We start from the raw sequence: 24,749 nt of genomic DNA, 5'->3' as shown, positions 1-24,749 counted from the left end.
TTATAAAAATATCAAGAAAATCAACGGAAGAATCATCCCAGCTAAAGCTAGTTTCCACCCACGATTTTTAAACCCATTTTTACCAGCAGGTATTAACATACCGGTAATAGCAATAAGTAACATTGCTGCTCCAAAAATATCAGAATACCAGATCCAAAACTTATCGGTAGACTTGTGCAAATACATAGTATGGCCAATAAAAGGAGTTTTTCGTTTAAATTCCAAAGTACCTTTACCAGTAGACATATCTGCATCTAAAATCTTATTATCCTTATAATAAACTCTCAGCTTGTTATCCCTAATCCTGTGTCCATCATATTTTACATCCCACTCTTTACTAAACTTCTCTACAAACTCTTTAGTAATATCTTTTTCTTCTTTTGGTAATGAAATTACCACATCCTCCCTTTCATAAGTATAATCCATTGGATACCAATCTTGTCGATGATTCAGTATAATTCCTGAAAAAGAAAAAGCAATAATTAATCCTACATAAAAATAAGCGAAATCTCGATGTAAACTTCTATTAGTAATCTTCATTAATTTAAATTTTAAAGCATGCTAAAATAGCAAAACCTTAATAGCTTTCTATTAAAATAAATAATGGCTTTCTTATGAACAATATGAGTACATTTTTATTGATAATTTCAGTACTTTTGCTGTTCAATTTTTAGAAATGTCTGAAGAAAAAAAATCATTGAATTTTTTAGAGCAAATCATCGAAGAAGATTTAGCAAACGGGTTTAAAAAAGAGGACTTACGTTTTCGATTTCCACCTGAACCGAATGGCTATTTACACATTGGCCATGCCTCTTCAATTTGCCTAAATTTTGGTTTAGGTATAAGATATAATGCACCCGTTAATTTACGTTTCGACGATACAAATCCTGCAAAAGAAGAACAAGAATATGTAGATGCAATTAAAAATGATATTAAATGGTTAGGTTTTGAATGGGAAAATGAATTATATTCTTCAGATTATTTTCAGCAATTGTATGATTGGGCAATCCTATTAATTAAAAAAGGAAAGGCTTATGTCGATGATCAAACTTCAGAAGAGATTGCTAAGCAAAAAGGAACGCCAACTGAACCAGGTACAAATAGCCCGAATAGAGATCGTTCTATCGAAGAAAACCTTGAGTTATTCGAAAAAATGAAAAATGGTGAATTTGATGAAGGTTCGCATATTTTACGTGCTAAAATAGATATGGCTTCATCAAATATGTTGATGCGTGATCCCATTATCTATCGTGTATTGAAAAAAGCGCATCATAGAACTGGTAATAATTGGAATATCTACCCAATGTACGATTGGACACATGGTGAATCAGATTATATAGAAAGTATTTCACATTCATTGTGTACATTAGAATTTAAGTCACATAGAGAATTATACGATTGGTTTTTAGATCAAATATATTCAGACGGAATAAGACCTAAACAGCGTGAGTTTGCGCGTAGAAATTTGAGCTATACTGTAATGAGTAAGCGTAAATTGTTACAATTAGTAGAAGAAAACCATGTAAACGGATGGGATGATCCGCGTATGCCCACTATTTCTGGTTTAAGAAGAAGGGGGTATACTCCAAATTCGATTAGAAAATTTAGTGAGATTGCCGGTATAGCCAAAAGGGATAATGTAACGGATGTCGCTCTTTTAGAATTTTGCGTGAAAGATGATCTAAACAAAACTGCACCTCGTGTGATGGCTGTCTTAAATCCTGTAATGGTTGTCATTACTAATTACCCAGAAGGTGAAGAAGAATGGTTAGATGCAGAAAATAATCCTGAAGATGAAAGTGCAGGAAGCAGAAAGGTTCCTTTTTCAAGAGAATTATACATTGAGAGAGAAGATTTCAGAGAAGAAGCAAATAAGAAATTCTTCCGATTAAAATTAGGGAAGGAAGTTCGTTTAAAAAATGCATACATCATTAAGGCAGAATCTTGTACAAAAGATGAGAATGGCGAAATTACAGAGATTCAATGTACATATGATCCATTAAGTAGATCTGGTAGTGGCACCGAAGAAAGCAAGCGTAAAGTAAAAGGTACCCTGCATTGGGTTTCGGTAAAACATGCCGAAAAAGCTGAAATTAGAATGTACGACAGACTCTTTAGTGATGAAGCTCCAGACGGACATAAAGAAAAAAACTTTAAAGAATTCATCAATCCAAATTCGTTGACTATCAATACAAGTGCTTTTGTTGAACCCAGTTTAAAAGAAGCTAAGGCTGGAGATCGTTTTCAGTTTCAACGCTTGGGATATTTTTGTGTAGATGATGACAGCACTTCTGAAAATCTAGTATTTAATAGAACTGTCCCTTTACGTGATAGTTGGGCAAAGATTGAGAAGAATAATTAAGTAATTCAAACAATTGAATTTCTTAAAAAAATATAAGCAACAAATTTACTTTCATCTTTTTTTGAATGTAGTTGTTGCTTTTTTTATTACCATATCCTCCTACTACCACCTCCCATTGAATGGTTTTAAAGATCATGCAATGTATGTGGTCCATTTTATCATCTTACAATTTTCTTTTTTTGGTATACTTTATTTTTTGAGCATTAATAAATACATATTTCGCATATGTTTTTCGCTACTTTTTATTAGTCTCTCGTTACTAGCTTTTTTTAAGTATTCTCAGGATATTGTGATTTCTAAATCATTAATAGAGGCTATTTTTCAAACTAGTTTACTGGTAACATTAGACATTTTTTCTCTTCAATTTATAATTTACATAATAGTAATCTCTAGTCTACTATTTTATATACTTAGACAATATAACAGGCTGAAAATAAATCAATTAAAATCACCCTTACTTATATTAGCTATCATAGGGATTTTATCTTATTTCTTAATTGAGAGTTATCGTCTTAATACTTTTAAAAGTAGGTTACCATATGTGGCTTTCTTTAGTTTAAAAGAATTTTTTGAAGAAGATCATATAAAACTAATTCCTGTTAAAAATGTTACTTCCAAAGTTCAAGATGTCAATTTTATTTTTATTCTGGGCGAGTCAGTAAGAGCTGATCATTTACAGTTAAATGGATATCATAGAGAAACGAATCCTAGACTTTCTAAAAGAAAAAATATTATCAGTTATACAAATGTTTATACGCCTTTAACTTGGACTGTAGCAAGTGTAAAACAGTTACTAACAAATGAAAGCGTTAATGACACATTAAAAAAAACTAAATTATACTCTTTGTTTTCTATTTTAAATGCTGTTAAATACAACACTTATTGGATTGCTAATAGCACAATGGTAAAAAGCTATGAGCCTATTATTATGAGTAATCAAAATGTTCATTTAATAGATAAATTTCGTTCTATAATGAGTTTTAACAAAGCTCTTGATGAAGAAATGCTAAAACCTTTCGATTCAATTTACAACACTACTAATAATCAATTCATCACGTTGCACATGACGGGAAGTCATTGGTGGTATGAAAATAGGTATTCTGAAAAATTTAGAAAATTTAGACCTGTAATCGATAGTAAACATATTCCTTCATTAGAAGAAGAGCATATTATCAATTCTTATGATAACACTTTAGTTTATCTAGATTTTTTTATTGATGAAGTCATAAAATTGGCTGAAAAAACAAATACCAAAACAATTGTTATGTATGTAGCCGACCATGGTGAAATTCTTGGTGAGAATGATAAATGGCTACATGCTCAAGAGGATGAAGCTAGCAAAAATCCGGCGATGGTAATTTGGTATTCTAATTCATTTAAAGAAGCTTTTCCAAATTATGTAGAAAACTTAACAAAGAACTCTACAAAAAGGATAACTACAGATTTTTTCTATAATAGTATTCTAGATTTTTATAAAGTTGAAAATTTTGATTATAATATATCTAAAAGCATATTTAGAGATAGTATAAAATTCGACTAATTCAGGATGTATTTTTTGTACATTTGACGCTTCAATGAAAGTTGTTGAGCAAATAAAAACCCCTATTCAGCAAGAAATGGAACTCTTTGAAGAAAAGTTCAAAGAGTCAATGATTTCTAAAGTTCCGTTACTCAACAGAATTACGCATTTTATCATACGTCGAAAAGGAAAACAAATGCGGCCAATGTTTATTTTCTTAGTAGCTAAAATGGTTTCAAATGGTAATTTTAAAGAAAAAACATATCGTGGCGCTTCTTTAATTGAATTAATACACACAGGTTCTCTGGTTCATGATGATGTTGTTGATGATAGCAATCGCCGCCGTGGATTCTTTTCTTTAAATGCTTTATGGAAAAATAAAATTGCAGTTTTAGTTGGAGATTATTTATTCTCAAAAAGTTTATTATTATCTGTTGATCATGATGATTTTGATCTGCTAAAATTAGTATCTATTGCCTTAAAGGAGATGACCGAAGGTGAGTTATTACAAATTGAAAAAGCAAGACAACTAGATATTACTGAGGATGTGTATTTTGAAATCATCCGTCAGAAAACGGCTACATTAATCGCTGCTTGTTGTGGTATTGGGGCCGCTTCGGTAAATGCATCTGAAGAAGAAATACAGCAAATGCGAAAGTTTGGCGAATTGATAGGAATTGCATTTCAAATAAAAGATGACCTCTTTGATTATACAGACGATAAAATTGGCAAACCAACTGGTATAGATATTAAAGAGCGTAAAATGACTTTACCGATAATCTATGCACTTAATAACTCATCATCAAAAGAGAAAAAATGGCTGATAAATTCAGTTAAAAATCACAATAAGAACAGAAAGCGTGTTAAAGAAGTAATTGCTTTTGTAAAAAAGCAAGGTGGTATTGAATATACCAATAAAAAAATGCATGAATATCGAACAAAAGCGCTAGATATCTTAGATGTATATCCTACTACAGAATACAAAAATTCATTAATAGAAATGGTTAATTATGTAATAGAAAGAAAAATTTAATCTTTAATAAGTAGTTGAATCACATCTTTTTTTACTTCATGTTTCCCTTCAAAAGAAGTCATTGTAGCCAAGTCACCAAATAAATTATAAAAATGTTCCCTCTCTTTATCAAGAAGCTCTTTATTTAAATATTCATCTTGCGTACCGTATATAAATGAAACTTTATTTTTATCGTCTAAAAATTCAAAATCTTCTTTAGTAAGTTCATTAGGGATTCTCCCCGAGAGAAATACTAATTGTTGACATTTTAATTTTCTCTTAGCCACATATCTTGCAGCAACAGACACACCTTGAGAATAACCCAAAACTATCAAATTAGTAGTTCTAGGTAATTTTTCTACTTCCAAAACGGCATCAAAATAACGCATTACATTTTCAGTCTCTTTTACAGTGTTTTCTTTAGTAAGCCAGCTAGCTCCAACATGTTTGTATGTTGAACCCAAATAGTGTTTACTCTGAGCCTGAGGAGCAATAATATAATTCTCATCACTATTTAATTCATTAAAATATTTTAAAAAATACCTGCTTAAATACCCAATACCGTGGCAAACAAACCAAATATTTTTTGTTTTATCTGTTAAACTATTTAACGTTGAATATGAATTTGTAGTAGTATAAGGAACTTCTTTTTCGATAGCGCTCATTTAACTATTTTAAGTAGTATATAACAGTTTTGACTGCTCTAATAATTCTTCAATAAAATCTCTATTATTTGCAAGTCTAGGCACTTTATGTTGCCCACCTAATTTTCCTTTTTGTTTTAACCAATTATAAAAAAGCCCTTGCTCGGCTATATGAACTTTAGGCATATTTAATGTCATATTATGATAACGTTTTGCTTCATAATCAGAATTGATAGATTTCAATGAATTATCTAACATTTCGGTAAAGTAATCTATATTTTTTGGTGCCTTTTTAAATTCAATAATCCACTCATGAGCTCCTTTAGAATTACCATCCATAAATATCGGGGCAGCAGTATAATCGGTTATTTCTGCATTTGTTTTTTTACAAGCTTGTCTTAATGCATCCTCTGCATTTTCTATAATTAATTCTTCACCAAAAGCATTTATATAATGCTTTGTACGGCCAGTAATCTTTATGCGATAAGGGCTCAATGATACAAATTTTACCGTATCACCGATTAAGTACCTCCATAAACCAGAATTAGTAGTAATTACCACTGCATAATTCTTATCTATTTCCACTTCCTGTAAAGGAATTGCTACCGAGTCTTCACCTTGATATAGGTCCATTGGAATGAATTCGTAGAAGATTCCATAATCTAACATCAATAGCAAATCACTCTGATCATTAGAATCTTGAATTGCAAAAAAACCTTCAGAAGCATTATATGTTTCGTAATATTTAAAATCGCTTTTAGGTAATAACTTTTTATACTGTTCTCTATAAGGATTAAAATTCACGCCTCCATGAAAATAGACTTCAAGGTTTGGCCAAACTTCTAAGATATTTTCTTTACCTGATTTTTCGAGTACGCCATTTAATAAGACTAACATCCAAGATGGTACGCCCACTAAACTGGTCATATTCTCATCAATAGTTTCATTAATAATGGCTCCCATTTTGGTTTCCCATTCGCTCATTAATGCCACTTCTGTTTTCGGAGCACTGCTAAAATCTGCCCAAAAAGGCATGTTTTCTATAATAATTGCAGAAAGGTCTCCGAAATACGAATTATTATCTTCATAAATAGCACTACTTCCACCTAGACGTAATCCTTTTCCGTTAAATAAGCCAGCATTTTCATTATTATTAATGTACAAAGCTAGCATGTCTTTACCAGCTTTTAAATGGCAATTTTCTAAAGCTTCATTGCTTACAGGAATAAATTTACTTTTAGCATTTGTTGTTCCACTAGATTTAGCAAACCATTGTATATTACTTGGCCAAAAGAGATTTTGTTCTCCTTTACGCGTACGCTCTATTAAAGGTTGAACAGATTCATATTGTTGAATTGGAACTCTTTCAGAAAAAGTATTATAATCATAGATGGTTTTAAATTCATACTTCTTGCCAAATTCAGTGTTCTGCGCAACTCCAAGTAATCGAATCAATAATTCTTGCTGTACATCTATGGGATATTTTAAAAATAATTCCATTTGATGTTTTCGCTTTTTTAAAAACCACGAAACAACAGTATTGAATAAGGGTAACATTGATTTTGAGTTTGTTAAATTCAGCCATAAACCAGTGTTTAAAAACCAGTTTTTATAGTATCTTTAGCCAATAAAAATACAATATTTCTTGATATCAGTTTTGACTGATTTTAAGTAAATTATAATCTTTTCTTTAAAACTATGGCTAAAGTTGGTATTATTATGGGTAGCAATTCTGACATGCCCGTTATGCAGGGTGCAATTGCTATTTTACATGACCTTAATATAGAAAACGAAGTAGATATTGTTTCTGCACATCGTACACCAGATAAATTGGTTGACTATGCTAAAAATGCACACTTACGTGGAATTTCAGTTATTATAGCTGGTGCAGGAGGTGCTGCTCACTTACCTGGTATGGTAGCTTCTATGAGTCCGTTACCAGTGATTGGTGTACCTGTTAAATCACGTAATTCTATTGATGGATGGGATTCTGTTTTATCTATTTTGCAAATGCCAGGAGGAGTTCCGGTAGCTACTGTTGCGTTAGACGGAGCAAAGAATGCCGGCATTTTAGCAGCGCAGATCATTGGATCAGCCAATAAAGACGTTTTACAATCAATTATAGATTATAAAGAAGGATTAAAAGAAAAAGTAAATAAAGCTGCTGAAGATTTAAAGAAATGAGTAACCCATTATTAGAAACATTTAATACCAAATATACGACCGCTCCTTTTTCAAAATTTAAAGAGGAACATTATAAGCCTGCTTTTAAAGAAGCTATTGGTAGAGCTAAAGTGGAAATTGATAAAATTACCACAAACACAGAAGCTCCAGGCTTTGAAAATACTATTAAAGCCTTAGAGTTTTCAGGACAAACATTAGATAGAGTTTCTTCTATTTTCTTTAATCTTAACTCAGCCGAAACAAATGATGAAATTCAGAAAATAGCTCAAGAAGTTTCACCTTGGCTTTCAGAATTTTCTAATGATGTTCGCTTAAATGAAGAGTTGTTTAAACGAGTGAAAGCAGTTTATGATGATAAACATAGCCTTGACTTAACAACTGAACAAAACACTTTACTCGAAAAAAAATATAAAGGTTTTGCAAGAAATGGTGCTAACTTAAATGATACTGATAAAGAAAAATTAAGAGAAATTGACAAACAGCTTTCAAAATTATCTTTAAAATTCGGTGAAAATGTCTTAGCAGAAACAAATGCATATGAATTGCATATTACGGATGAGAATCAATTAAAAGGTTTACCAGAAAGTGCTAAAGAGGCAGCCGCTATAGTTGCAAAGAAAAAAGAAAAAAAAGGTTGGCTATTCACCTTAGACTATCCTAGTTATATTCCATTTATGACTTATGCTGACAATCGTGATCTACGTGAGCAATTGGCAAAAGTTTTTGGTGCAAGATCATTTCAAAACAATGAATACAACAACGAGCAAATTGTTCTCGACATTGTTAAGTTAAGACATAAACGCGCCAATTTATTAGGCTACAAAACCCATGCAGGTTTTGTATTAGAAGAGCGTATGGCAGAAACGCCCAATACCGTTTTATCATTTGAATATGATTTACTAAAAAAAGCAAAACCAGCTGCTTATAAAGAATTTCAACAGCTTGATGAATTAGCAAAAAAAGATGGTATTGAACAACTACAAAAATGGGATGCTGCTTATTATTCCGAAAAATTAAAAAAGCAATTGTTTGATTTGGATCAGGAGCAATTGAAACCATATTTTAAACTCGAAAATGTAATTGAAGGGGTTTTTACTATTGCAAATAAGTTATTCGACCTCAACTTTAAACAAGTCAATGATATCGACAAATATCATGAAGAAGTAATGACTTATGAGGTTACTAACTCTAAAGATGATTTTATAGCAGTTTTTTACGCTGACTTCTTCCCTAGAAAAGGAAAAAGAAATGGAGCATGGATGACTTCTTATAAAAGCCAGTGGAAAAAAGAAAGTGAAAATTCAAGACCACATATTTCAATTGTGTGTAATTTCACAAAACCAACAGATACAAAACCTTCATTATTAACATTTAACGAAGTTACCACGTTGTTTCATGAGTTCGGTCACGCATTGCATGGTATGTTGGCTAATACCACTTACCCTAGTCTTTCTGGTACATCAGTTTATTGGGATTTTGTAGAATTACCAAGTCAACTGTTAGAAAATTGGTGTTACGAAAAAGAGGCGTTGGATCTATTTGCAAAACATTATGAAACAAATGAACCCATCCCGATTGAATTGGTTCAAAAAATAAAAGACTCATCTAATTTCTTAGAAGGTATTCAGACATTACGTCAATTAAGTTTTGGTTTACTAGACATGGCTTGGCATGGTGCCGGCGAGTCGCCAGAGACAATTTTATCGGTTAAAGATTACGAAACCAAGGCTTTTGCTGATACGCAATTATATCCTGATATTGCTGAAAACTGTATGAGTACCGCTTTTGCACATATTTTTCAAGGTGGTTATTCTTCAGGATATTATTCATATAAATGGGCAGAAGTATTAGATGCTGATGCTTTCGAATATTTTAAAGAAACAGGTATCTTTAATAAAGAAACCGCTAAAAAATTAGAGAAAAATGTACTGTCACAGGGTGGTACAGAAAAACCAATGACACTTTATAAACGTTTTAGAGGCAAAAAACCAAATAACGAAGCACTATTAAAAAGAGCTGGGCTTTTAAATTAGATTAACTTTAATCATTATAGGATTATTCAACTCTAAAACCTTTTTCTATATACCTCCAAATTCTCGGTTTTTTTGGATCTCCAGATTTATTTTCACCCTTCCACACATAGCTTTTAAAATCTTTGCTAAAGACCATTTTACCATATCTTTTGGGAAATTCACTTACTGCTGAATTATTTCTAATTGTTAATGTTCGACTTTTTACGTCCCATTCTAGAATATCAGATTGTACTTTATGCCAATTACTAAACATGGATGTCATTTCAAATTGTTTCGCTCTTTTATTGTAATTGAAATACCATCGATACTCTCTTTTTCTTCCATTAGAATCAATTGACTCGGCTTTTAACTCAATAAAATTTTCTTTTAAAACATATTTTCCTATTCGAGTTGCAGTTTCCCACCAGTTTTTATCTATATTATCTTCTCTTACTTCCCAAGTTCCAACTAGAAAGTCTAAGTCTTTGATGGATTGAGAGTAAATTGAATTTATAGAAATTACTACTATTAAAATTGTTGCTATTTTTTTCATTGTTTATATGGTTTTAAGTGTTTTTAGCATTTTTTTCTTTACATATTCATCTGGTAATTTTCCATACCCAGCCATCATGTTATCAATTATGTGCTTCGGTTTTGAAGTGCCTGGAATAACACAGGTTACCAACTCATTAGAAAGGATAAACTTTAAAAAATACTGTCCCCAAGAATTTATATCATACTCATTGCACCATTCAGGTAATTGCTTACCACGTGTTATTCTAAAAAGTGAGCCACCGTCATAAGGTTGATTAATCAAAACTGCAGTTTTATTCACTCTAATGGTTTCAAATAAAGATTTCTCCGCATGCCGATCTCTAATTGAGTAATTAAATTGAACAAAATCTGGTTTTTCTTGTTTTATAATTTTCTCTAAAGTTGAATGAGAGGAATCAACATAATGCGTAATACCCCAATATTTAATCTTCCCTTTCTCTTTCCATTCTTTTAATGTTTTTACATGCGTTTTCCAATCTACCAGGTTATGAATTTGCATCAAATCAATTTGCTTTCTACGCATCAAATTAAATGATCGTTCCATTTGATGAATGCCTGCTTCTTTACCAGAAGTCCAGACTTTCGTAGCATAGAAAAATTTATCAGCCAAACCAGCCCTTATAGCTAAGTCACCAACTACTTTTTCTGAACTACCATACATAGGTGAGGAATCAATAACACTTCCTCCAAATTTTTGCATTTCAGTAAGCACCTGAGTTAATATTTTTCTTTTTTCAACAGAATTACCTGCATCAAAAGTTTGCCAAGTACCCAAACCAATAACGGGTAGTTTCTCATTAGATGAAGGAATCTTTCTTTGTAACATCGCTGCTTTTAGATTCAATGATAAAAAACTAGAACTAACTAACAATCCAGCAGAAGCCAAACCAGTTAATTTCAGTGTTTCCCTCCTATTATATAATTTACTTATCATGTTGAACGGTATTTAAAATTAATTCTTTTTCTTTATTTGAGTACTTTTTACCTAGTCGATATCCCGTTAAAGACCATAGTAAAATTAAAGGCACAGCTATTAAAGCAATTATAGATAATCCGAATCCTAAACAAATAAAGAGTGTAAACAACCATCCAGTTAGAGCGTCACCACCCCTATATACAACGGTATCTATAAAATTCTTAGCTCTGTATTTTTCCTCTTTAGTGCAAACTGTATACAACATTTCCCGAGAAGGTTTTAGAATGGAAAAATTTCCGGCTCGATGAGTTATAATGAGTACAGCTATAACTAATAATGATAACTTATAACTGACAATCAAAAACCCCAACGTCAACAATAAAGGAATTGAGCTTAAAGCTATTGCTAAGCCGTATTGATTAATAAGACGATTTGTGATTAAAAATTGACCAGAAATAGCTAAAATATTAGTGACAAGATCTACTCTTGAAAAATAAACAATTCTTTTATCGCTATCTTTAATTGTATTCTCTAAAATATGAGCTTGCTCAAAATATAGAAAAGTAGAAATTGTTGTATATAATAAGATAAAACTTATAATAGCTAAAAGATATCTTGATTGAAATATATTTTGAAGTTCTTTCCAAAAATTTCTCTTTAAAATAGCATCAGGATTAAATAAGATCGAATTTCTATTTGCTAATTTTTTCACTTTTAACTTTGTGATTTTTTCTATTGAAATTATTGCAATTATCAGAAAGCTAATCGCTAATAATAATAGATTCTTAAAAGATGTATTTTGAGCTATTAATGATGAAATCAAAGGGCCTATTAAAGCTCCTAGACTTCCTCCAGCAGCAATAATTCCAAAAAGTCTTTTAGAGGCATTACTGGAAAAAACATCTGCCATAAAACTCCAGAACAAGGAAATCACAAATAAGTTAAAAACACTCAACCAAATAAAAAATACACTTGCTAGCGCGTAAGATTTACCTGTTGAAGCAAATAATATATAAAAGATAAGTAAGTTGATAATAAAAAATGCGTACGAAATAGTAAGAACTTTTTTAATTGCATATTTTCTTGTAACAAAGCCAAATAATGGAACTATTAGTAGCATCGCAATAAAAGTACCTGTAAACAACCATTGCATCTTATTAGCTCCGTTGATAATACCCATCTCATCTCTTAATGGTCTTAGAATAAAATATCCAGACATTAAACAAAAGAAGTATACAAATGACCAAAACACTATTTTTTGCTCTCCAGGTCGAACCATCAATTTTATAAATAGTTTATCTAAAAAATATTGCATATTCTTGATTTAAAACAAATCAAAAATTCAGTTAATCTTTCTAAAACTATAAGTGATTTACTAAAGAGAATGAGCGATTTATAAATCAGAAAGACTTTTTTTATAAATCGAAGGTGTTTTACCTGTTTGCTTCTTAAAAGCTATGTTAAATGATGACAATGAGTTAAAACCACACTCATAAGCGACAGCTGAAATCTTAAGATTTTGATATTCTTTAAGAATCAATAGTTTCTTTGCTTCTTCAATACGATAGCTATTAATATATTCTGAGAAGTTTTTTGAAAAAGAATTATTGATGGTATGCGAGACAACATAAGCTGGTAATCTGAGTGTTTCAGATAATTGCTTTAAGGTAAAATCTGGTTGTAAAAAAGGTTTTTCCTCACACATGATTTTTTGTACTTTGCTAGCATAGACCTGTGAAGTATTCTCATTAAGTTTAATATGTTTATATTTTTTAAAATTTCTGATAACCTGTGGATTCCTAACCAGAAAGAAACTCAAAAAATATACAAAGACTCCGTACACAATTGGCCCTAAAAGATAAGGCGTTAATCCTAAAATATAATTAGAAAAGTATGCCAATTGAAGTGCCAAAGTTCCTACAGTCAAAATGCCTATCCATAGCCATTCTATATCATTAAATGAATATTTATTCTTCTTAAATAAAGCATAGCCAAAAACAATTAGCGCAATTAGACTATAAACTAATTGGTGATATAACAACAGTTGGTATCCTCCAACATGCCAAAAATTATCTGCAGTAAGTTGAAAAATAAATAATAATGATACTACAGTGGGGATAAAGTGCAAATAATTTTTAACAGACCATTTTTTATCAAAAATATAATGATATACATATAAAAAAAGTAATGGGCCAAAAGCAACATGAGCAGCAAAACCTAAATTTAAAAACCAATTAGGCGTATTTTCAATATAAACCCATGAAAGCGATTTAACAATGCGAAGCGTTATGGTAAAAAAGAAAGTGGCCAGAAGGAGGTTTTTGAAATCACGTTTTTTATCAAAAAAACTATAAAGTGAAATATAAAGGCTCTGAGCAGCACCTAAACTACCCATGAGCACTTCAATATTCTTATCTAACTTTGCAGTTCTCAAAACCTTAAAATAACTGATACTAAGTTAGTTTAATTTTTAAGCTAATAACTGCCAATAGTTTTTTTTAGGATAATTTTAAGACTTATTATTCTTAGTTTCAATCCACTTACTCATGTATTTAGTGCTTTGTAAGGTATGATGCTGTAATAACAAACCCATAAAGTTTTTCGTTCGGTGGCCTTCTAAATTACTTTGAATTTCTTCAACTCTGTCAATCAACTTCTGACCTAACTGCTCTTTATTGTACAATTGATTAATGAGCTGAATTCCATTTTGTTGAGACTGGTCCCAAAGTGATTCATTAGAATATAATTCCACAGCTTCTTTTGCAAATAACTCAAGATTATCTTCTATAAATCCATTCCATGGCAAATCACCATGCATACCTTCTGCTCCAATAGAAGTTGTCATGCTTGGTGCACCACAAAGCATGGCTTCAGTTAATTTGCCCTTAATGCCCGCACCAAAACGAAGTGGTGCCAGTACTACTCGAATATTTCTAACAACCTCTTCGGGATTATCTGTATAACCTTTAATTAAAAATCCTTCTCGTTTATTGTGTAAATCATTTACTTGCTGGGTAGCATATGCTACATACACATGCAATTCTGCTTTTGGTAATTGCTTTCTGATAATTGGCCAAATAATTTTCTTTAGCTGAAGTATAGCATCTACATTAGGTTCATGCAAACAATTGCCAATAATGGTAAAATGTTCTCGTTTTTCAAATGGTTTCCATGAGTTAATATGATCATCGTCTATTTTATCTAATAAAAAAGGAATGTGATATAAAAGCCTTTTATCTATCTTAAATAATCGCTGTAATAAATCCATCTCATAAGTGGAGATCATCAACGATAAATCACAACGAAGTATGGAAGCTATTTCACGTTTTGTAAGGTCAAAAGTCAACAAATCATCTTCTTCAAATGATCGGTTTTCTTTTAAAGCTTGGTGACGTGCTTTTCTAAGCGTATGAAAATCTTCGGTATCTAGAATTCGTAAGGCTTCAGGGCAATTTTCAGCTACACGCCATCCAAACTGTTCTTCCATCATAAAGCGGTCAAACATTACGATACTCGGATTCAATTCCTTAACAAAGGCATCAAAAGAAGCATCATTTAATTTAATTTCCACCTCATTTATTCCTAATTCAGATAAATTTTTAGCTTTCTCACTTCGCTGTGCTGGTGAAGCAAAAGTGATTTTCCATCCTTGTTTAAAGAAAACTTCTATAAGTTGTAACATTCTGCTTCCTGCGGCAGAAGAATTCGGTTCTACCCATACATAACCTATGATCAATACCTTAGTCATACTACAAAATAAACTATAATAAACCACCAATCCTAGTTTCTCGAACTCAACAAATATGATTACTTTTGTGTTTCAAAATTTTAAACACACATGAGTACATACGATGTAGCCGTTATTGGCTCTGGTCCTGGTGGTTATGTAGCAGCAATTCGTTGCGCACAACTAGGTATGAAAACTGCAATTATAGAAAAATACGACACCCTTGGTGGTACCTGCTTAAATGTTGGCTGTATTCCATCAAAAGCATTATTAGATTCTTCTCATCATTATTATGATGCTATCAAGCATTTTGAAGAACATGGTATTGAAATTACCGGTGAAGTAAAAGCCAGTTTAGAAAAAATGATTGCTCGTAAGCAAAATGTAGTTGACACTAATACATCTGGTATAAAATACTTAATGGATAAGAATAAGATTGATGTATACCATGGTTTAGGATCTTTTAAAGACGCAACACGTATTAATATTGCTAAAGCGGACGGAAAATCAGAAGTGATTGAAGCTAAAAGTACAATTATAGCTACTGGTTCAAAACCATCAACTTTGCCATTTATTAAATTGGATAAAAAACGTGTGATCACTTCAACTGAAGCTTTGAGTTTAAAAGAAATTCCTAAACATTTAGTAGTTATTGGAGGCGGTGTCATTGGATTAGAATTAGGACAAGTATATCGTCGCCTTGGTGCTGAAGTTTCTGTAATTGAATATATGGATCGTATTATACCTACGATGGATGCTGCGCTCTCTAAAGAGTTACAAAAAGTATTAAAAAAACAAGGTGTAAAGTTCTACACCAAACATAAAGTAACAGCAGTTAAAACTTCTGCTAAAGAAGTAACAATTACAGTCGATGATAAGAAAGGAAATCCTGTAGAATTTAAAGGTGATTACTGTTTAGTTTCTGTAGGTAGAAGACCTTATACTGACGGATTAGGCCTAGAAAATGCTGGGATAAAAGCAAATGACAGAGGTATGGTAGAAGTGAATGACAATTTACAAACCAACGTTTCTAATATTTATGCTATTGGCGATGTTGTGCGTGGTGCTATGTTAGCTCATAAAGCCGAAGAAGAAGGTGTATTTGTAGCTGAAACTTTAGCAGGACAAAAACCACATATCAACTACAATTTAATTCCTGGCGTAGTATATACCTGGCCAGAAGTTGCTGCAGTTGGAAAGACCGAAGAAGAATTAAAAGAAGCCGGTGTTAATTATAAATCAGGACAATTTGCAATGCGTGCTTTAGGGCGCTCTAGAGCAAGTGGAGATATAGATGGATTTGTAAAAATATTAGCCGACGCAAATACTGATGAAGTATTAGGTGTACATATGTGCGGTGCTCGTGTAGCGGACCTCATTGCTGAGGCTGTTACAGCAATGGAATTCAGAGCTTCAGCCGAAGATATTGCTCGCATGAGTCATGCACATCCTACTTATGCCGAAGCAGTTAAAGAAGCTGCATTAGCTGCGACAGATAATAGACCATTACACAGTTAAAACATTTATTTAGATGAGATTTCTCTTTACGTTCGTATTTTTAATAACCACCATAGTTATGGCCATAGGCCAAGAAAAAGAAGTCTCATCTTCTTATCAAACGTCCAAAAAGGAAATTACTAAAATGTTAAACCAAGATGCTAAGTATTGGAGCGAAGGTAATATTGAAGCCTTTATGGAAAGTTATATCAAATCTGATAGCTTAGTTTTTATTGGTAGTCGTGGTTTAACCTATGGCTGGCAACAAACACTTGAAAATTATAAAAAAGGATACCCAACCAAAGAACATATGGGTACTTTAAGTTTTGACCTATTAGAATTTAAAGAGCTCGCTGTCGATGTTTTTCTTGTTATCGGCAAATACAATCTAAAAAGAACTGTTGGTGACGCCAGTGGCTATTTTTCTATCATCTTAAAAAAGATTGATGGAAAATGGAAGATTATAGCTGATCATTCATCTTAAGATTTTTTCTACATTTATCGAATGGAACCTGTTATCCGTATCGATTTTATTGCTGCCATTATTTTTGTTGGCGTTTTCTTGGGGTTTTTCCTTTCTTACTTTTTCCTAAAAAAATCATACAAGACAAATTCGCCTAATGTTTTTATGGGATTTTTGTTACTAACTTTTTCGCTGAACATGTTAGAGGGTTGGCTCAATTATACGGGCTACATTTTTAAAGCGTTACATCTTGCCAATTTTTCAGAACCTACGAATTTCTTGGTTGCCCCTTTACTTTATCTATTCGTATCTAAACAACTGGGAGAAAAAAAATTAAAAAATGAATGGATGCATTACATCCCTTTTGTCTTTTGGTTACTTTATATGATATTCTTTTTTGCTCAATCAGCAGATTTTAAATACAATTCTCATATTAGCTCTTTGCGATTGAATTTAGAACGTTTGCCTGTTAAAGAAGTGTTTTCAGACAACCCATTAGGAATAAGAAATTATGTAAACGATCTGACCATTATTCACATTCTTATTTACTCCATTTTTACAATAAGAAAGTTAATGATAAAGAGTAGAACATTAGGCGAATCTATTTTTAAAACAAAAAATGAAACCTTAAAGTCTTTACGTAATTCTTTTTACCATTTCTTTCTATTACTAATACTTTTAATTACCGTGAAAGCATATTATAAAGATGATGTAGGTGATTATCTGTTGTACATCTACCTTACATTTATGTTGATAACAACAACTTATCAAATAGTCAGTTCTTCATCTTATTTTAACAAGCCTTCTTCTTTTTTAGAATTCCCTTCCTTAAAATATCAGAAGTCATCATTAACAGCTTCTAATAAAGAGGTTATTTTAAATAAGATAAAAAATGAAATGGAACAAAACAGCTATTACAAAAGTAATATGGCATCCTTAAGAGAACTTTCAAGTACAATTAACGAAAGTTCACACCATGTCTCTCAAGTGATTAATGAAAAATTAGATCAATCTTTTTTTGAATTACTGGCTTCATACAGAGTGAAAGAAGCGCAGCAAATACTTTCTACCGAAAAAGGGAAAAAACTAACTATTGAGGAAATAGCTGAACAGGTAGGTTATAATTCAAAATCTGCTTTTAACACAGCTTTTAAAAAGATCACTTCACTAACACCATCTGAATTTAGACAAGCTAATTAATTGTTCTTGCCGATAAACTTGAACGCCAACTTTATAGGGAAATACTTCTAAAAAGCAACCCGCAATTTAGATTTGTGTCATCATTAAAAATTTAAAGACATGAACCTTCAAACTACAGCACCAAAACAACGAAAATATTTTATTGATTGGCTACGCATTGGGCTTATTATAAGTGTCTTCTTTTTTCATGTGGGCATGATCTTTAGGCCAGAACAATGGCATGTAAACAGCCTAGAGAGCTTTCCGTTTTTAGAACCTATTATGAGCTGGTTACACCTATGGAGGATGCCGCTGCTCTTTTTAGTATCTGGAGTTGGCACCTATTATGCTTTAGGTTTTAGAACCACCAGACAATACCTAAAAGAGCGGTTTATTAGATTATTTTTACCTTTTCTTATAGGAATATTCACATTAGTACCCATACAAGTATATATTGAAAAAATTGACCAATACAGTTCTTTAGGAAACTATTACACCCATATGTTTGAAGGTATTTATCCTGAAGGTAACTTTTCATGGCATCACTTATGGTTTATTATTTACCTATTTTTCATCTCACTTATTGTAGCCCCTTTTATAAAATACAGTAGAAGCAATCATTTTAAAATGGCACGAAAGAGATGCATAACAATAGTATCAAAAAAAATGCGTTTGAATTGGCTTTTACCTATTATTATTGGTTCGCAAGCTATCTTACGTCAATATTTTCCCAATAGCACCCATGCTTTGTTTAATGATTGGGCTTATATTACTTTCTATTTGTTATTCTTTATTATAGGGTTTGTGTTTTTCACTAGTAATAAGGTTATTAAAGCCGTAACATATCAAAGAAGGTTGTATCTATTGCAAACGTTGATATTTACTAGTATCTTATTCTCTTTCTGGCTATTCAAAATCAATATCATGGGTAAAAATACTATCTATGGAATTACAGAAATCATCATTGCCTTTTCATGCGGTATAACTGCAATAGGATACTGTAAAGCTTATTTTAATAAGGATCATAAATTCAGAAAAACTCTCAATGAAGCTATTTATCCCTTTTACCTGCTACACCAACCCATACTTATAATTGTAGGTTATGTTGTTCTACAATGGAATCTACCTTACGGAATGCAAGCTTTGTTGGTTATTGTTATTTCCTTATTCTTAATATGCATCCTCTATTGGCTTTTTATACGACCATTTAACCTGCTTAGAGTACTTTTTGGCATGAAGGTAAAATCAATTAAAAGTACTCATGCTAAAACTCAACTAAAAAATAACGTACTTTTAGACAAATGAAGTTATTTAGAGAGTTTCGACAAAATTTAATTAAAGAAGGCAGAGTTAAAAAATATCTTTGGTATGCCATTGGCGAAATTCTTTTAGTAATGATAGGAATTCTTTTAGCTTTTCAGGTGAATCGATGGAATGATCAAAGAATAGAAAAGAATGCCGAAAAAACTTACTACAACAATATTAAAGATCAAATTGCAGATGATAAAACCTTACTTGAAGAACAGATAGTATTTAATAATGGTTATATGTCTCAATTTATTTATGCCAATAACATCTTAGAAGCGAATGATCGTAATAAAATTGACACCTTAGGAATTATTGTAAGAAATATGACTCAATATTCAGACTTTGACAAACAAGGTAATATTTATGAAACCCTGGTTAATAGTGGTGAAATTAAATTACTTAAAAATCATAAAATTGTAAATGGCGTTAGAGAATTAGAAGAAAAGTATATCTACTTAAACAGAATGGAAAACATTCACTACGATGCCATGATGACACATGTTGTACAATCTACTACTCAAGTTATTAAATTTTCTAATGGTGAAGTAAAAAAACCAAATGAGCTGTATTCATATGAGTTTCAAAATTTACTTCTTTCACTTCTCCAAATTATGACGGAAAAAGATATGGTTTATAATGAAGCTTTAGATGAGATTAACACAATTACAAGTTTAATTGATAAAGAACTTAGCCTTAAATAATCTTTTAAAAAATCAGGCTAAAGAGGCTGAATTGCTACCTTTGCGAGAGTGAAAAGGAATATCAAAAAAATTAATATTCAGAATCAACCAGAAATAAAGGCCAAGCTACTGGCTTGGTCTCAACAATTCAATGAAGTTCTTTGGTTAGATAGTAATGAATATCCTCAAAATTATTCAAGTTTTGAAGCAGTATTAGCAGTGGATGCTGAAACACAATTAATATGTGATTCTAATAATGCTTTCGCTGAGTTAAAGCAGTATAAAAACGATATCAATGATTTCATTTTTGGTTATTTCAGTTATGACCTAAAGAATGATATAGAGAATCTTTCATCAGATAACTTTGACGGATTAAATTTTCCTGAATTGTATTTCTTTCAACCTAAAAAGTTATTCTTTATAAAGGATGATGAGTTAGAAATTCAATATTTAGAAGAAATTGAGAATGAAATTGACCTTGATCTCGCGCTAATTTTCGGTTATGATGAGATGTCAAAACAAGTTCAACATGACGTGAAAATTCATAAACGTATTACTAAGAAAGAATATTTAAAACATTTAGATACTGTTTTAAAACATATTCGTCGTGGAGATATTTATGAAATGAATTTTTGTCAAGAATTTTATGCTGAAGATGCTGTTATCAATCCACTTAAAGTTTATAATCATCTTAATAAAATTTCGTCACCTCCATTTGCAACTTTTTTAAAAATAGCTGACAACTATTTACTTTCTGCATCTCCTGAAAGATTTGCTCGACGAGACGACAACAAGATAATTTCTCAGCCAATTAAGGGTACAGCAAAGCGCTTAAAAAAGAAAAAGTTCGACAAGAAGTTAGCCGATCAACTCGAAAATGATCAAAAAGAGCGTTCAGAAAATATTATGATTGTCGATTTGGTTAGAAACGATTTATCTAAAACTGCTATTAAAAGTTCTGTGCAAGTAGAAGAATTATGTAAAGTGTATTCCTTTAAGCAAGTACATCAACTCATTTCTACTATTGTTTCGGAAGTGAATAATGAAACAGATAGTATGGATGTCATTGAAAGTTTATTTCCTATGGGTAGCATGACAGGCGCACCGAAAATATCAGCAATGAAAATCATCGAAAAAGAAGAAAGTACAAAACGTGGATTATACTCTGGGGCTTTAGGTTATTTTACACCTGTTGATGATTTTGATTTTAATGTTGTGATTCGTAGCATACTTTACAATGAATCAAAAAAATATCTCTCCTACTCTGTGGGTGGTGCTATTACTGCAAAATCCGACCCCGAAAAAGAATATCAAGAATGTTTATTAAAAGCTATTGCTATGAAAAAAGCATTGAAAGTTTAAGAAGCACATGCAAAATTATTAGGCTTCCAAATTATTTCATCATCTTCTAGTACTTCGACTGGTATATCTTCCTCTCTATTACCTATTATTCCAATGAACTCTCCATTACAGTTATATACTGTAATTATTGAATTACAAATAGGACAACAGTTTCTATAAATAATAACCGTTTGCTCTTTATATACTGATTGACTTATATATGCGTATTTCGAAAAATCTGTAATATTAGATTCTCTTTCGTTTATTTCTTCTACCAGCCATGCTAAATCGATAGTTGGATCTTCTACAGAACATAATGTTTTGAGGTTATTGAGATCAAGGTTATCATCAGAACTACAGCTGAATAAAAGAGAAATAACGGCTAATACTTTTAAAAGTGGTTTCATTTTGATTTTTGATTTTATCTTTTAGATTCTAATTCCAATCTATGGTTGCCTTAAAATATTTGTTTTTTCTTTTTTATAATAAGTTTTTAATAAATCTTAGATTTGCAAAAAATTTCAAAGCTACTTACAATGGATATTAATATGCTTAAATGCAAAATACACAATGCGACAGTTACAGAGGCAAATTTAAAATACGTAGGCAGTATTACTATAGACAGTAATCTTCTGGATGCATCTGGTATGTTAGAGTATGAAAAAGTGCAGGTAGTTAATGGTAATAATGGCGCTCGAATAGAGACCTATGCCTTTCGTGGAGAACCAGGCAGTGGTATTATTTGCCTAAATGGAGCAGCAGCCCGTCATTTTGAAATTGGCGACGAAGTCATTATTATGGCTTATTGTCAACTCAATAATAATGAAGCCAAAAAACATAGGCCAACCGTTGTATTAGTTGATGGCAAAAACAATATTACTAAAGTTGGCGATTACGAAGAAAATGGTGTAATTGGTTAATAATTCTTCCTCTTTCGCATAAAATTTCAATTCAAAGTTTTTAGCAGTTTTTAACATTTTTGCAATTTGAGGATTGTCATTATCTATTTTTGGTTACAAACCAAACTAAATGACGCATCAAGAATTTGACTTTAATTTTCACAAGACAAAATTTTATGGTCAATACTTTCAACCAAATACTATAAAAGGTGTTGTTGTTTTAGTTCATGGTATGGGCGAACACTCAGGACGTTATACTTCCTTTGTAATTCCTAAACTTATTGAAAATAATTTCGCCGTTATAACCTATGATCAATTTGGTCATGGAAAAACCGAAGGTAAAAAAGGTCACAATCCAGGGTATTCTTATTTATTAGATTCTTTAGAAATTATTATAAAAAAAGCACAAGAGCTCTATTCAGATCTACCTATGTTCTTATACGGTCATAGTATGGGTGGCAACGTGGTGATAAATTATACCTTAAAAAGAGAACATCCCTTTAAAGGTGTTATTGCCACAAGCCCTTTACTACGTCTTGCCTTTCAACCACCAAAATGGAAATTAACAGCGGGTAGATTTTTGCAAAAAGTAGCTCCAGCTATTACAATGCCTAGTGAGTTAGATGCTAGTGCTATTTCTCGAGATTCTGAGGAAGTAAAGAAATATACTGATGATTCTTTAGTACATGATAAAATAAGTGCTAATTATTCACTATCTGTTTTTGATGAAGGTGAATGGGCTATTGCTAACGCTGATAAAGCCAATACTCCAACACTAATTATTCATGGAACGGGTGATCAAATAACGAGTCACATTGCTTCTGAAGAATTTGTGACAAATAGTAATCGCAAAGCTGAATTACAGTTATTTGAGGGCGGTTATCATGAATTGCATAATGATCTCGAAAAAGAAAAATTTATACAAACTATTACTAACTGGATTATAAATCAAGTCAATTAAATGAAGAGACTCTCCTTTATTACCCTTCTACTTTTATTAACTAATTTTTTATGGTCACAAGATGGTCCATCTACTGAAAATTTAAATAGTCAACTCTACACTATAAATCTGGAAACAACTGTGTCTTCATCTTTCGAATTCTCATTAAATAATGAGACTTTACCGATAGAACATAAAGAAATTTTTAATTCAGAAATATTAAAAGAAAGACTAAATAAACTTGATGAAAAAACACCTTTTAATGTTCCTTACAATGCAACTGTAGAACGCTTTATACGTGTTTATTTAAAGACTAGAAAAGATGATTTTTCTAATTTAATGGATAAAGCCAAGTACTACTTTCCGATGTTCGAGGAATATTTGGATAAGTATGATTTGCCATTAGAAATTAAATACTTAGCTATTGTGGAATCCGCTTTAGAGCCTAATGCAAGATCAATTTCTGGAGCTAAAGGATTGTGGCAGTTTATGTACCATACGGGTAAACAATTTGATTTAAATGTAACTTCTTATATAGATGAACGCACTGACCCTATAAAAGCAACGCAAGCAGCTTGTCAGTATCTAAAAAGTCTACATACAACCTTTAAAGATTGGGACCTTGCATTAGCAGCTTATAATTCTGGCCCAGGCAATGTATCAAAAGCTATTAGAAGGTCTGGTGGATTGCGAAATTATTGGAATATTCGTAAGTATTTGCCAGCCGAAACGCGTGGTTATTTACCAACTTTCTATGCTACTTTTTATTTATTTGAATATGGAAAAGATCATCAAATACATCCTAAAAATAGTGAAATCACTTATTACGAAACAGATACTATTTTAGTAAAAAACAAAATCACATTTAAAGAAATCAAAGAACGCTTCAATATTGAAGATAAATTGTTGCGGTTTTTAAATCCGCAATATCGATTGGGTATTATTCCGTTTTCTAAACAGAAAAAGTATTACCTCACTTTGCCAAAATCTATGATTAGCAAATTTGTTTCCAACGAAAGTGAAATTTATAAACTTGCGCGTTACAATGCTCAAAGAGAACCTATAAATTTTTACACACCTAATAAGTCAAATAGTTACATTGTTCAATCAAATGACAATTTGAGCTCAGTAGCTGAGAAATTTAATATAACAATCTCACAATTAAAAAAGTGGAATGGTTTACAAACCAATTATATTATAGAAGGGCAACGACTCGTTATTACTGACAAAAAAATCACTAATTACCAAGAATTAGAATCCCTAGATATCTCAAACGATGAACACAAAATCTATGTTGTAAAAGAAGGTGATACCCTTTGGCGCATCTCTAAAATATTCCCAAATACCACTATTACAAATCTAAAAAGTTGGAATAATCTATGGGGAGTATCCTTTTTAAAGCCTGGCACTAAGCTCAAAATTTTAACAAAAAAAATATAATCTTGGCTTCATTAAACCGTTAACTGATGTTAGTAACCTAAAATACCTAATCACCCTGCCTAGAAAGTTAC

General features: G+C 31.5%; 23 protein-coding genes and 1 pseudogene. 15 read left to right on the top strand and 9 right to left on the bottom strand.

What is annotated here, in order from left to right:
• Positions 1-540 (bottom strand): PepSY-associated TM helix domain-containing protein, encoded by a 540-nt coding sequence (locus tag AC1EUV_RS12885; protein ID WP_480199129.1) that lies wholly within the window; start codon positions 538-540, stop codon positions 1-3.
• 136 nt (positions 541-676) lie between these two features.
• On the opposite strand from AC1EUV_RS12885, the gene AC1EUV_RS12880 reads away from it, so the two are divergent.
• The 4 genes and pseudogenes from AC1EUV_RS12880 (at position 677) to AC1EUV_RS12865 (ending at position 4,914) form a co-directional block, all read left to right on the top strand.
• On the top strand, positions 677-2,362 hold the full coding sequence (locus AC1EUV_RS12880) for a glutamine--tRNA ligase/YqeY domain fusion protein (protein WP_480199128.1): 1,686 nt from the start codon (positions 677-679) through the stop codon (positions 2,360-2,362).
• A 139-nt stretch (positions 2,363-2,501) separates the two neighbouring features.
• Positions 2,502-2,846, top strand: a pseudogene (locus AC1EUV_RS12875) (phosphoethanolamine transferase domain-containing protein); the annotation flags it as partial.
• A 57-nt stretch (positions 2,847-2,903) separates the two neighbouring features.
• Entirely contained in the window at positions 2,904-3,902 is a 999-nt protein-coding gene (locus AC1EUV_RS12870) for a phosphoethanolamine transferase (RefSeq protein ID WP_480199294.1), read from the top strand.
• Positions 3,903-3,936: 34 nt separating this feature from the next.
• Positions 3,937-4,914 carry a polyprenyl synthetase family protein gene (locus AC1EUV_RS12865; RefSeq protein WP_480199127.1) on the top strand — a complete coding sequence of 326 codons (978 nt, stop codon included), beginning with the start codon at positions 3,937-3,939 and terminating at the stop codon, positions 4,912-4,914.
• On the opposite strand, the gene AC1EUV_RS12860 is transcribed toward AC1EUV_RS12865, so the two are convergent.
• Positions 4,911-5,558 carry an alpha/beta hydrolase gene (locus AC1EUV_RS12860; RefSeq protein WP_480199126.1) on the bottom strand — a complete coding sequence of 216 codons (648 nt, stop codon included), beginning with the start codon at positions 5,556-5,558 and terminating at the stop codon, positions 4,911-4,913. The two genes, AC1EUV_RS12865 and AC1EUV_RS12860, sit on opposite strands and share 4 nt — an antisense overlap.
• A 9-nt stretch (positions 5,559-5,567) precedes the next feature.
• Positions 5,568-7,094, bottom strand: a complete 1,527-nt coding sequence (locus AC1EUV_RS12855) for a GH3 auxin-responsive promoter family protein (RefSeq protein ID WP_480199125.1) — start codon at positions 7,092-7,094, stop codon at positions 5,568-5,570.
• A gap of 141 nt (positions 7,095-7,235) precedes the next feature.
• On the opposite strand from AC1EUV_RS12855, the gene purE reads away from it, so the two are divergent.
• Positions 7,236-7,721, top strand: a complete 486-nt coding sequence (gene purE / locus AC1EUV_RS12850) for a 5-(carboxyamino)imidazole ribonucleotide mutase (RefSeq protein ID WP_480199124.1) — start codon at positions 7,236-7,238, stop codon at positions 7,719-7,721.
• Positions 7,718-9,754: a M3 family metallopeptidase gene (locus AC1EUV_RS12845; protein WP_480199123.1), complete on the top strand. Its 2,037-nt coding sequence runs from the start codon at positions 7,718-7,720 to the stop codon at positions 9,752-9,754. The genes purE and AC1EUV_RS12845 overlap by 4 nt, the downstream gene beginning before the upstream one ends.
• 22 nt (positions 9,755-9,776) lie before the next feature.
• Here the strand turns inward: AC1EUV_RS12845 and AC1EUV_RS12840 are convergent, their stop codons facing one another.
• The 5 genes from AC1EUV_RS12840 to AC1EUV_RS12820 form a co-directional block, all read right to left on the bottom strand.
• The gene (locus AC1EUV_RS12840) at positions 9,777-10,286 is read right to left on the bottom strand and encodes a hypothetical protein (protein ID WP_480199122.1); all 510 of its coding nucleotides are present in this window, start codon (positions 10,284-10,286) and stop codon (positions 9,777-9,779) included.
• 3 nt (positions 10,287-10,289) lie between these two features.
• Positions 10,290-11,222 (bottom strand): aldo/keto reductase, encoded by a 933-nt coding sequence (locus tag AC1EUV_RS12835; protein WP_480199121.1) that lies wholly within the window; start codon positions 11,220-11,222, stop codon positions 10,290-10,292.
• A complete protein-coding gene (locus tag AC1EUV_RS12830; RefSeq protein WP_480199120.1) occupies positions 11,212-12,519 on the bottom strand; it encodes an NTP/NDP exchange transporter in 1,308 nt (435 codons plus the stop codon). Before AC1EUV_RS12830 ends, AC1EUV_RS12835 begins: the two co-directional genes overlap by 11 nt.
• Positions 12,520-12,597: 78 nt before the next feature.
• Positions 12,598-13,638: a helix-turn-helix domain-containing protein gene (locus tag AC1EUV_RS12825; RefSeq protein WP_480199119.1), complete on the bottom strand. Its 1,041-nt coding sequence runs from the start codon at positions 13,636-13,638 to the stop codon at positions 12,598-12,600.
• Between the two features lie 75 nt (positions 13,639-13,713).
• Positions 13,714-14,952 (bottom strand): glycosyltransferase, encoded by a 1,239-nt coding sequence (locus AC1EUV_RS12820; protein ID WP_480199118.1) that lies wholly within the window; start codon positions 14,950-14,952, stop codon positions 13,714-13,716.
• Between the two features lie 90 nt (positions 14,953-15,042).
• Here AC1EUV_RS12820 and lpdA point away from each other — a divergent pair, with 90 nt between their 5' ends.
• From lpdA to AC1EUV_RS12790, 6 genes are all read left to right on the top strand, one after another.
• Complete coding sequence (gene lpdA / locus AC1EUV_RS12815) at positions 15,043-16,449, top strand: dihydrolipoyl dehydrogenase (RefSeq protein ID WP_480199117.1); 1,407 nt, start codon at positions 15,043-15,045, stop codon at positions 16,447-16,449.
• Between the two features lie 13 nt (positions 16,450-16,462).
• The gene (locus AC1EUV_RS12810; RefSeq protein WP_480199116.1) at positions 16,463-16,912 is read left to right on the top strand and encodes a YybH family protein; all 450 of its coding nucleotides are present in this window, start codon (positions 16,463-16,465) and stop codon (positions 16,910-16,912) included.
• A 21-nt stretch (positions 16,913-16,933) separates the two neighbouring features.
• The gene (locus AC1EUV_RS12805) at positions 16,934-18,091 is read left to right on the top strand and encodes a helix-turn-helix domain-containing protein (RefSeq protein WP_480199115.1); all 1,158 of its coding nucleotides are present in this window, start codon (positions 16,934-16,936) and stop codon (positions 18,089-18,091) included.
• Positions 18,092-18,190: 99 nt separating this feature from the next.
• Positions 18,191-19,375, top strand: a complete 1,185-nt coding sequence (locus AC1EUV_RS12800; protein ID WP_480199114.1) for an acyltransferase family protein — start codon at positions 18,191-18,193, stop codon at positions 19,373-19,375.
• Positions 19,372-20,079: a DUF6090 family protein gene (locus tag AC1EUV_RS12795; RefSeq protein ID WP_480199113.1), complete on the top strand. Its 708-nt coding sequence runs from the start codon at positions 19,372-19,374 to the stop codon at positions 20,077-20,079. Before AC1EUV_RS12800 ends, AC1EUV_RS12795 begins: the two co-directional genes overlap by 4 nt.
• A gap of 48 nt (positions 20,080-20,127) precedes the next feature.
• The gene (locus tag AC1EUV_RS12790) at positions 20,128-21,420 is read left to right on the top strand and encodes an anthranilate synthase component I family protein (RefSeq protein ID WP_480199112.1); all 1,293 of its coding nucleotides are present in this window, start codon (positions 20,128-20,130) and stop codon (positions 21,418-21,420) included.
• On the opposite strand, the gene AC1EUV_RS12785 is transcribed toward AC1EUV_RS12790, so the two are convergent.
• A complete protein-coding gene (locus AC1EUV_RS12785) occupies positions 21,417-21,806 on the bottom strand; it encodes a hypothetical protein (RefSeq protein ID WP_480199111.1) in 390 nt (129 codons plus the stop codon). The genes AC1EUV_RS12790 and AC1EUV_RS12785 overlap by 4 nt on opposite strands.
• Positions 21,807-21,908: 102 nt before the next feature.
• Here AC1EUV_RS12785 and panD point away from each other — a divergent pair, with 102 nt between their 5' ends.
• The 3 genes from panD (at position 21,909) to AC1EUV_RS12770 (ending at position 24,678) form a co-directional block, all read left to right on the top strand.
• Entirely contained in the window at positions 21,909-22,319 is a 411-nt protein-coding gene (gene panD, locus AC1EUV_RS12780; protein ID WP_480199110.1) for an aspartate 1-decarboxylase, read from the top strand.
• Between the two features lie 109 nt (positions 22,320-22,428).
• The gene (locus AC1EUV_RS12775) at positions 22,429-23,259 is read left to right on the top strand and encodes an alpha/beta hydrolase (protein WP_480199109.1); all 831 of its coding nucleotides are present in this window, start codon (positions 22,429-22,431) and stop codon (positions 23,257-23,259) included.
• On the top strand, positions 23,260-24,678 hold the full coding sequence (locus tag AC1EUV_RS12770) for a lytic transglycosylase domain-containing protein (protein WP_480199108.1): 1,419 nt from the start codon (positions 23,260-23,262) through the stop codon (positions 24,676-24,678).
• Positions 24,679-24,749: the final 71 nt, after the last annotated feature.

The organism is Maritimimonas sp. 2304DJ26-3 (assembly GCF_056591635.1).
This window is presented reverse-complemented; position numbering and strand designations above follow the sequence as displayed.